This window comes from Streptomyces sp. NPDC002446 (assembly GCF_053595675.1).
In genome coordinates, this window is sequence record NZ_JBSFYC010000007.1 from 81,905 (window position 1) to 92,069 (window position 10,165).

Below are 10,165 nucleotides of genomic sequence, written 5' to 3' on the forward strand. Positions count from 1 at the left end.
AGCTCTGTCGGGCTCGACGCGGCTTCCGGGCGCTTGCCCGAACCTGAAGGCGTCGCAACCTAGGAGGACACATGCTGGACGGGTTCGTGCCCTGGCCACCCGGCTTCGCCGAGCGCTACCGCCGTGCGGGCTACTGGAACGGTATCTCTCTGCGGCAGCTGCTCGCCGACAGTGCCGGACGCCACCCGGACAAGATCGCCGCCGTGGACGCGACACGCCGGGTCAGCTACGCCGAGCTGGTCGACGAGGCCGACCGCATCGCGTCCGGCCTGCTCGATCTCGGTATCGGCAGGCGCGACCGGGTGGTGGTGCACCTGCCGAACAGGATCGGCTTCCTGTCCACCGTCGTCGCGTTGTTCAGCATCGGCGCGATACCGGTGCTGGCACTGCCCGGTCATCGCCGTGACGAGATCCTCCACCTGGTGCGCTCTTCCGATGCGGTGGCCTATGTCGGCCCGGACCGTTTTCAGGGCTTCGACTACCGCACCCTGGCCCGCGAGGTCCGCCGTGACGCACCGGGTCTGCGGCACATCGTGATCGCCGGCGAGGCAGCGGAGTTCACACCGCTGTCCGAGCTCGCCCGCTCCGGCGTACGGGAACTGCGACCGGTCGACTCGTCCGAGGTGGCGCTGCTGCTGCTGTCGGGCGGAACCACCGGTGTGCCCAAGCTGATTCCGCGGACCCACGACGACTACGCGTACAACATCTTCGCCTGCGCCCGGGTCGTGGAATTCGACGGCAGCGGCGTCTACCTCGCCGCGAACCCCGTACCGCACAACGCCGCACTCGGCTGCCCTGGTGCGCTGGGCGCGCTGCTCCTCGGCGGAAAGGCCGTACTGGCCGCCAACCCCAGCCCCGACAACGTCTTCCCGCTGATCGAGCAGGAAGGCGTCACCCTCACGACACTGGTGCCCGCGCTGGCCCTGCTGTGGGCGGAGGCGGCTCGCGCCACCCCGGTCGACATGTCCCGCATGACCATTCAGGTGGGCAGCTCGAAGTTCGGACCCGCCGCGGCGGAGCGGGTGAGCGCGAGCCTGGGGTGCCGCATCATGAACGTGTACGGCATCGGCGAAGGGCTGATCACCCATACCCGCGTCGACGATCCGCCGGAGGTCGTCTTCGGCACCGAGGGCACACCCGTGTGCCCGGACGACGAAATCCGCATCGTCGACACCGACGACAACGACCTCGCCCCCGGCGAAACCGGCGAACTGCTCACCCGCGGCCCGTACACGATCCGCGGCTACTTCGCCGCGCCGGAGCACAATCGCCGCGCATTCACCGCGGACGGCTTCTACCGCACCGGCGATCTGGCCCGGATGACCGACGACGGCAACATCATCATCGAGGGCCGGCTGAAGGACATCATCCATCACCTGGGCGAGAAGGTCTCGGCCGAGGAGGTGGAGGGTCATGTGCTGACCCACCCCCTGGTCAGGGACACCGCGGTGGTCGGCATCGCGGACGACGATCTCGACGAACGCGTCTGCGTGTTCGTCGTTCCGGGGAGCGACGCGGACACCGCGGCGGCGCCGCTGTCGCTGCGCACGATCAGGGAACACATCCGCGATCGCGGGCTGGCGCCCTACAAGCTCCCCGACGAGCTGATCGTGGTACCCGACCTGCCCCGTACTCCGGTCGGGAAGATCGACAAGAAGGCACTGAAGACCCTGCACCGCGAGCGCCGGGCGGTCGCACGGGCGTGACGGGGCCGGGCCGCCTTCCGGGGCCCGGCCATCGACGAGGATGTGGTCCACTCCGCGCCCGGCGGAGTGGACCACATCGGTTTCCGGCGGCCGGCGGCCGTCTGTGTCAGCGGCCTTCGAAGTGCACCGGCAGGCTTTCGTATCCGGTGAGGAAGTTCGAGTAGAGGGGGCGGGGCGTCCCGCGCAGTTCCATCCCCGCGACACCGGCCACCAGGGCGCTCAGCAGCGCCCGCAGCTCCGCCCGGCCGAGGTAGGCACCCAGGCAGTAGTGCGGGCCGTGGCCGAACGAGAGGTGCTTGTTGGGGGAGCGGGACAAGGTGAACCGGCGTGGGTGGTCGAAGACCGACTCGTCATTGTTGGCCGAGATGTTCCACAGGGTGACGATGTCGCCCTTGCGTACCTTGTTGCCGTGCAGATCGAGATCCTCAACGGCGGTACGCGCCAGGTGGATTCCCGGTGTCGACCAGCGGATGACCTCCTCCACCGCCGAGTCGAAGGAGACGTCGCCCCTCTGCAGCGCGTGCCACTGACCGGGGTTCTCGATCAGGGCGAGCACCGCGCAGATCGCCGATATCCGGGAGGTCTCGTCGCCGCCGAGAATGAGGCTGTAGCAGTTGACGGCGAGTTCTTCGACCGTGAGCTGACGGCCTGCCAGCTCCGCGGTGGCGAGCATGCTGATGACGTCGCTGCCCGGGTTGTCTCGCCGTTCCTGCGCCAACTCCATGAAATAGAAGACGATTTCGTTGCGGGCGCTGAGGGCGTCCAGCTCACTGCTGTCCGCATGGCCCGACGACAGTGCCATCTTGTTCCACTGCAAAAGGTCCTTGCGGTCCGCAGACGGAACGGACAGCAGATCGCAGATCGTGTTCATCGGAATCTGCTCGGCGACCTCGGCGGCGAAGTCGAACGTGTCCCGCCCGACGACCTTCGCCACCAGCTCGGTCGTGCGTTGCTGGACCTTCTCGACGACCTCGCCGAGGACCCGTGGTGTGAACGCGCTGAACATCAGGTTGCGCAGTTGCCGGTGGCGCGGGGCGTCGGTGACCGCCAGCATGCTCCCGCCCGCGGAGTCGTCGCCGCGCAGCACGACGTCGAGGACGTTCCCCCTGGCGGAACTCAGGGCTGCGTTGCGGTACAGCGACTGGACGTCGGCATAGCGGGACACGACCCAGAATCCGGGGTTTCGGTCAGTGGGTTCGTGCCAGTAGACGGGGCGCTCGGCACGCACTGCACGCCAGAACTCGTGGACGTCGTTGTCGACGAATGCGGCCGGATCGGTGAGATCCAGGGAACGAACACTGAGAGCGGACTGACTCATTGCGTGATGGTGACAGGGCCGCTTGGCCCGCTGCCCGGACTCTTGCCCGTTCCTTTCCCCCGCTCGGTGCGCATCTGCGCAGCGGCCCGGCGGGCTGGTCGTTGCCAGCCCGCCGGGCCCGGATGCGGTGGCGCAGCGACGGCGTCGGCCGCCGGTGCGGTACGGCCGGCTACTCCCGGTCGGGGACCTTCTCGCGGTCGTCCTGCTGTGCCGGCGCCGGTGCCGCGGCGCTGGTGCGGGGCAGGACGGTGAGTGCGGTGACGACGGCACCGACCAGGAGTACGGCGCCGATCGTCATGCCGAGCGCATATCCGTCGCTGAGGGCCTCGGGCGTGCCGGTCCGTCCGGTGCGCTCATGGGCGGCGGTGCCGAGCGCGGCCAGTCCGAGGGAGGCGCCGATCTGGCGTGTGCTGTTGAGCATGCCGGAGGCGGTGCCCGTCTCGTGCGGGGCGACACCCACGGTGGCGGTGGAGACCACCGGTCCGAGGCAGAGCCCGAATCCGATGCTGGTGACGATCGACGGGCCCAGCACGTCGGTGACGAAGGAGCCGTCGGCGCTCATCATGCCGAACCAGGCGAACCCGGCCGCGGTCAGCAGCCCGCCACCGATCAGGAGGTTCCGGGCGGGGAAGCGGTAGCCGAACTTGATGGCGAGTACGGAGCCGACGACCACGCCGAGCGCGAGCGGCAGGAACTGGATCCCGGACAGGGCCGGACCGCTCCCCAGCACTCGCTGGAGGTAGAGGGAGACGAAGTAGAAGGACGAGGCCATGGAGGCGCCGAGGAGGAGGTTGTAGGCGTTGGCTCCGGCGACCGAGCGGTTGCTGAACAGACCGAGCCGGATCAGCGGGTCGCGGGCGGTGGTCCGCTCGATGTAGAGGAACGCGGCCAGCAGTACGACGGCGATCGCCAGCGTCGTCAGAGTGACCGCCGAGGTCCAGGCGTACTGGTCGGTGCGGACGATGCCGAACACGAGCAGGGTCATGCCCGCCGTGGCCAGGACGGCACCCAGCACGTCCGGGCGGCCGCGCCGCGCGGTGGGCTGGTCGGCGGCGACGCCGCGCCAGGCCAGGGCCAGTGCGCCGGCGGCCATCGGGACGTTGATGAACATCACCCATTGCCAGCCCGCGTACTCGGTGAGCAGACCGCCGATCAGAACGCCGAAGGCGCCACCGGCGGCGTTCATCGCGCTCCATACGCCGAAGGCCTTGATGCGCGGCTTGCCGCTCGGGAAGGTCCGGGCCAGCAGTGCCAGCGCGGCCGGAGCCAGGGTGGCGGCACCGACACCCTGCACGGCGCGGGCGGCCACCAGATGGCCGGGGGCCTGCGCAAAGCCGCCCAGCAGGCAGGCGAGGCCGAACACGGGGAGCCCGAGCAGCAGGATCCGCTTGTGGCCGTACCGGTCGGCGATCTTGCCGCCCAGCAGGAGCAGCCCGCCGAAGGTGAGGGCATAGGCGTGGATGACCCAGGTCAGGCCCACTTCGCTGAAGCCGAGGCCGTCGCTGATCTGGGGAAGTCCGACATTCACGACCGACAGGTCCAGCGACACCATGAACTGCACGACGGCCACCGCGGCGAGGGTGAGCCCTGGCCGAGCGGCCCGCTCGGTAGCCGTTTCGCTTGCTAACTCCGTCACCGCAACTCAGCCCCTCCGGGTCGTGGCATAATTTTCAAACACGTTCCGAAATTACCACCGGGGCCGGCCGGCTGTCGAGCGCGGAGGTCGGAGCCCTCCCGGTTCGAGGGAAAGGCATGATGGGACGGTGCCCCGATCCAATGCAGCGCACGGCCGCGTCGGCCGACCACCCGTGACCTCCCGTACGCAGATCCTGACGGCGGCCCGCCGGCTCATCGATCGGCACGGCTGGAAGAACCTGACCATCCGTAAGCTGGCCGCCGAGATCGGCATCGGGGCGACGACCCTGTACCACCACGTGCGGGACAAGGAAGACCTGCTGCTCCTGCTGATCCACGAATACGCGGACCAGATCCCGCACCCCGAGCTGCCCGACGAGCCGCGCGAGCGCATCATCGTGTCCGCCACCGCGATCCACGACGCCCTCGCGGCCTGGACGTGGGCCGCGGAGATCCTCACGGCCGACGGCTTCATCGCCCGGCTCAGCGACTCGGCCCTGTGGCTGGTCGAAACCATCGTGGCCGGAGCCATCGACCACGGGTGCACACCCGAGCAGGCCGTCCACGTCTTCCGCAGCATCTGGTACTACACGGTCGGCGAGATCCTCGTCCGTGCGCACTCCGCCCGCCAGCCGGCGGCCGAGGGGCAGTCCGCCTTCCACGACGCCTTCTCCGGCGGCCTCGGCGCAACCCGACTGCCGCACCTGGCCGCCCTCGGCGACCAATGGGCGGCGCTGGCCTCGCGGGACACCTACCCCCTCGGACTCCGGGCCTTCGTCGACGGACTACTCACCCAGGCCACGGCGGCCACAACGCGGCCCTGAATTCGCTGAGAAGCATTGCCGGTCGGAGAGTTCGCCCCCTCTCCCGGTAATTGGGGGGAATTTCTTCCGCGGTGACGAAGTCGGCTTTCCCGCAAGGGAATTGACGCATCGTGCGGGCGCGGGCTCAGGTGCGGGCGCGACGCGGACCGGCGCGCCGGCCATCGTGTCCAGCGGGGGAGCGGTCGGCATCGCGAGGGCGGTGTCGGCGGCGTTGGGGTGCCGGGCCTGTGCGGTGGCGCACCGGCCGCGGCGCCTGCCGCGGCCCGGAAGAGGCCAGGCGAGGCCCTGTCAAGCAGAGTTCCTTCAGTCCGCATATGCAAAACGCACGGGCACGAATGTGGAGTGAATCTGTCTCGGTGTGATCGCCGACTGCTAACGTCGATATCGCTTCTCGGGACCGAGCCAGAGGGGGGACTGGCGGATTATTCGTGGTTATTCGGAGTGACGCGGATCGATGATTGCGCCGATTGTGCCGGGTCGTCGGCGCTGATATTCCATCGGTCTGCAACAAGGCGATGCCGTCCACCGCTTCCGGTGGGCGGCGTTCTGATGGACGGCGTTCTGATGGACGGCCGACTCAATTCTCCGACCGCTGTCCAGTACCGGCAAGTTCAGCATATTCCTGCTCGATGAAGGGGTTTACGCATGTCCAATCCGTTCGAGGACGACAGCCGGGACTACCTGGCGCTGCGCAATGACGAAGAGCAGTACTCGCTCTGGCCGCAGGACATCCCCGTTCCCGATGGCTGGCGGGTGGTGTACGGACCGGCGACGCGGGCGAAGACCATCGAGCACATCGACCAGGCCTGGACGGACATGCGGCCGAAGAGCCTGCGCGACGCGATGGCCGCGCACGGTGGCGCGTCCGCGTGAGCGCCGGTGGGGGAGTTGCCGCGGCGTGACCGAGCTGCGGTGATCACAGCGGTGGCCGCCGGGCCCCGCATACGCCTGATGACGTGCGCCGATCCGATGGCATGTCGATGGCCGACTGGAAAACGGTGCGGTTGAGAGTCCTGCTTCTCGATTTCAACGGAACAAGGTTGCTTGGGGGATACCTGTGAAGGTAGATGTGAAGGATCGGGTCAAATTCGTTCGCTGGCCCGCGGAAAGCAATATCCGGGAGCAATGTAAGGTCCGGGGGCATCTCTGTCTTCTGGTGGTCGAGCACGGCGCGTCTCCGCCGGAGCACCTCAGCCTCCATGAGGACTGGGTGCGTCCTCCCATCGTCCAGGAGGATCTGCAGGCGCGGCTGCGTCAGCTGGCTGCCCGGGCCGTTCTCAAGTCGAAGCCCGTGCTGGACCCGGCGGGAATCCTCTACTTCAAGGAATCATCCGTCACGCTCTCCTTGACGCAGTGCGAGATGCTGGCGCCGCTGGTGGCCCGATACGGCCAGATCATCTACCGCACGGAGTTGCGGGAAATTCTCGAGAATTCCGGTTCCAGCTCGTCCAGCAACGCATTGGACCTGCACGTCATGCGGTTGCGGCGACGCCTGCAGCTCGTCGGGCTCTCGGTGCGCAACGTCTGGGGACGCGGTTTCGTCCTCGAACCCCTCTAACGCCCGCGGGCGGCATGGGTGCGCCGTCGGCCGACGGCGCAGGCCCCGTGGCGGTCAGGGCGTGGCGACGCTGAGACCGATGTGCGCCTGGCTGCGCAGCTCGCGCAGCTTCGCGAACGGGAGGGTGCAGCGGCTGGCCAAGTGGCTTGCTCCCGATGTGCCGCCCGTTCCGGCGTGGTTGCCCATCACCCTTGTGATCAGGCTGATATGGCTCCCCTGCCAGCGCCAGTAGCCGTTGCCGACGTCGAGCAGTGCCTCGATGATCCGGTAGTAGATCTCCGCGTCGATACCGCGCCGGGCAAGGTCGGAAACGGTGTGCCCTGACCTGGCCACCCACGCGGCGAACGATTCATAGAGGGGACCTTCGTGCTCGGCGTTGCCCAGCAGGTGTGCCAGCCGGTGGAACTGCTGTGACTGCGCCCCGCTCGCCGTTCCGAGCAACGGCCGGAACATCGCGAAGTCACGCAGGGGCAACCGGTCGAGGGCGGTCAACTGGCAGTGCAGCACACGGAGAAGTTCCGAGGAACGCTGCAGGAGATCGACGACCCATTCCGCGTGGGACGTGTCGTCGGTCGTCGTAAAGGCATCGATGACGGCTTCCAGGTCGGCGATGATCTGTGTGAGCCACAGTTCGCTCGCCTGGTGCGCGATGATGAAGAACTGCTCCGACAGCACAGTGGACTTCATGGCCGCGGATCCGGCCGCGCGGGGCTTCTGGAGGGACAGCAAAGTATCCAGCTCAAGGTAATTCTGATAGTTCAGTTCGTCGGTCACTTTGATTCCCTCTCTCCGTGACGAACTCGATCGAGCGTATGGTGCCCGCCCCTACGGTCAGCGTGGAAAGCTCTGCGCAGAAGGCGATGGTCGGACTTGCGGAGTCGCCCCCGATCGCCCGTGGCCTGGGGCAATCCATACGAACGACGGCTGCGCCGAACCGGTCCGGTGGCGGAGCAGCGTTGCCAGGCACCGCCTCATCATGGAGTGACCGGGGACCTCGTGAGCTTTCGGAGAAAGAGTTCTTTCACGGCTCGGTCGGCCGGCCGGGCTCCGTGTCATCGTCGGTGACTGTCACCCGGCGCGATGGCTGTGCCGGTGGGCCTCCATACCGATGATCGGTGACGCCGGTATACGAGAAGCGGGAAGAAGACGGCGGGCCGCCAAGCTCGCGAACCGCGTTCCCGCATTAACCATTCTGGAACTCTGTGTCGGAGGCGGAGCGGAGTTGGATACTGTTTCGGATCTATTCGAGTCCGTGGTTGCCACGTCGGGTGATACTCCGTCGGTCATTTTCGGAGAGACCGTCGTTGATTATGCGGAGTTGAACGCGAGCGCGAACCGACTCGCCAGGCGGCTGATCGCCTCCGGCGTGGGGCCGGACTCACTGGTCGCGGTCGCGGTGCCACGGTCGGCCCGGCTGATCGTCGCGGTGCTCGCCGTGCTGAAGGCCGGCGGCGCGTACCTGCCGCTGGACCCGAGCTATCCGGCCGGGCGGCTGGCGCACATGGTCGTGGACGCGCGTCCGGTCCTGCTGCTGCGGACGGAGGGCGTCACCTCACTGGACCTGGACGTGCCGGAGCTGGTGCTCGACGACCCGCGCTTCGAGGCCTCGTACGAGCAGGAGCGCAGCGACAACATCGCCGCGGACGAGCGGCTGGCCCCGCTGACGCCCGCCCACCTCATGTATGTCATCTACACCTCCGGCTCGACCGGTGTCCCCAAGGGCGTCGCGGTCAGTCACGCCGGTGTGGCGGACCTGGTCTCCACTCAGGCGAAGCACTACGGGGTCGGTCCCGGCGAGCGGGTACTGCAATGGGCGTCCTTCAGTTTCGACGCCTGGTTCTGGGACTTCGCGCTGGCGCTGCTGCAGGGCGCGACGCTCGTGATGGCCGAGCAACACGAGCTGATGCCGGGGGAGTCGCTGCGCGAGACCATGCTGACGTACGACATCGACCATGCGGTGCTGCCGCCGGTGGCGCTGGGCATCACCGAGAGCGAGGGGCTGCTGCTCGACGGCACGATCACCTCCACCGGCGATGTCTGCACCAGGGCCCTGGCCGAGGAGTGGTCCAAGGGCAGGCGTCTCTACAACGCCTACGGCCCGACCGAGGTGACCGTGGGCGCGACGATCGGCGGGCCGGTCGAGGGCGTCCAGGACGAGGTGACCATCGGGACGCCGTGGGACGGCGGCGCGGTCTATGTGCTCGACGAAGGTCTCCGCGACCTCCGCGACGGCCGGGAGGGCGAACTGTTCCTGGCGGGAACCGGAGTGGCCCGCGGCTATCTGAACCGCCCGGGCCTGACCGCGAGCCGGTTCGTCGCCGATCCCTACGGCCCGCCCGGAAGCCGAATGTACCGGTCGGGGGACCGGGGCCGGCACGAGGCCGACGGCGCGCTCTATTTCACCGGCCGGATCGACAACCAGGTGAAGGTCCGCGGTTTCCGCATCGAACTCGGCGAGATAGAAACGCGACTGGAAAGCCACCCGGCGGTGGAGATCGTCGTCGCGGCCGTGGGCGGTGACGACGTCTCCACCGAGCACATCGTCGCCTACGTCAAGACGTCGGCGCGGCAGGTCGTCCCCGAGGCGGAACTGCGCGAGTACGCGCGCCGCGCACTTCCCGAGCACATGGTTCCCTCGAACATCGTCGTGCTCGAAAAGTTCCCGACCCTGTTGAACGGGAAGGTCGATCGAAAAGCGCTCGCCGAGCGGGCATCGCGTTCCACGGCCGACACCCATCCCGTACCGCCTCCCGCCGTGTCCGACGCGAAGGACGTGAACGGCGCGAACGACGCGCATTCCTACGAACAGCTGCTGTGCGTCATGGTGCGGGAGACGCTGAAGATCAGCGAAGTGACCCCACAGGACAATTTCTTCGATCTGGGCGGCCACTCCGTGCTCGTGGCGAAACTGGCCAGCCGGATTCGCAAGGAAATCGGGGTGACCGTGCCGATGCGATCGATGTTCGCGGCCGGGAGTCTGGCCGAGCTGGCACAGCTCATGGAGCAGGCCGAGCAGGCAAAGCAGGCCCAGCAGAGCGAGCAGGCCGAGCAGGTCTGACCAGGTAAAGCACATGCGTAAATGCCTGACCACTGGCTTGGGTTATGGCGCTGCGGAGTGGATAGC

At 67.9% G+C, this 10,165-nt stretch carries 8 protein-coding genes; 5 read left to right on the forward strand and 3 right to left on the reverse strand.

The window, feature by feature from the left end; translation table 11 throughout:
- Positions 1-71: 71 nt before the first annotated feature.
- Complete coding sequence (locus ACWD6P_RS06445) at positions 72-1,706, forward strand: (2,3-dihydroxybenzoyl)adenylate synthase (RefSeq protein ID WP_451442894.1); 1,635 nt, start codon at positions 72-74, stop codon at positions 1,704-1,706.
- 106 nt (positions 1,707-1,812) lie between these two features.
- Here the strand turns inward: ACWD6P_RS06445 and ACWD6P_RS06450 are convergent, their stop codons facing one another.
- Complete coding sequence (locus tag ACWD6P_RS06450; protein ID WP_451442895.1) at positions 1,813-3,024, reverse strand: cytochrome P450; 1,212 nt, start codon at positions 3,022-3,024, stop codon at positions 1,813-1,815.
- 169 nt (positions 3,025-3,193) lie between these two features.
- Positions 3,194-4,594, reverse strand: a complete 1,401-nt coding sequence (locus ACWD6P_RS06455) for an MFS transporter (protein ID WP_451442896.1) — start codon at positions 4,592-4,594, stop codon at positions 3,194-3,196.
- A gap of 193 nt (positions 4,595-4,787) precedes the next feature.
- On the opposite strand from ACWD6P_RS06455, the gene ACWD6P_RS06460 reads away from it, so the two are divergent.
- The 3 genes from ACWD6P_RS06460 (at position 4,788) to ACWD6P_RS06470 (ending at position 7,041) form a co-directional block, all read left to right on the forward strand.
- A complete protein-coding gene (locus tag ACWD6P_RS06460; protein WP_451442897.1) occupies positions 4,788-5,483 on the forward strand; it encodes a TetR/AcrR family transcriptional regulator in 696 nt (231 codons plus the stop codon).
- A gap of 645 nt (positions 5,484-6,128) precedes the next feature.
- Positions 6,129-6,356: an MbtH family protein gene (locus ACWD6P_RS06465; protein ID WP_451442898.1), complete on the forward strand. Its 228-nt coding sequence runs from the start codon at positions 6,129-6,131 to the stop codon at positions 6,354-6,356.
- A gap of 184 nt (positions 6,357-6,540) precedes the next feature.
- Positions 6,541-7,041: a winged helix-turn-helix domain-containing protein gene (locus tag ACWD6P_RS06470; RefSeq protein ID WP_451442899.1), complete on the forward strand. Its 501-nt coding sequence runs from the start codon at positions 6,541-6,543 to the stop codon at positions 7,039-7,041.
- Between the two features lie 54 nt (positions 7,042-7,095).
- Here the strand turns inward: ACWD6P_RS06470 and ACWD6P_RS06475 are convergent, their stop codons facing one another.
- Positions 7,096-7,815 (reverse strand): tryptophan 2,3-dioxygenase family protein, encoded by a 720-nt coding sequence (locus ACWD6P_RS06475; protein WP_451442900.1) that lies wholly within the window; start codon positions 7,813-7,815, stop codon positions 7,096-7,098.
- 478 nt (positions 7,816-8,293) lie between these two features.
- On the opposite strand from ACWD6P_RS06475, the gene ACWD6P_RS06480 reads away from it, so the two are divergent.
- Complete coding sequence (locus ACWD6P_RS06480; RefSeq protein WP_451442959.1) at positions 8,294-10,099, forward strand: non-ribosomal peptide synthetase; 1,806 nt, start codon at positions 8,294-8,296, stop codon at positions 10,097-10,099.
- Positions 10,100-10,165: the final 66 nt, after the last annotated feature.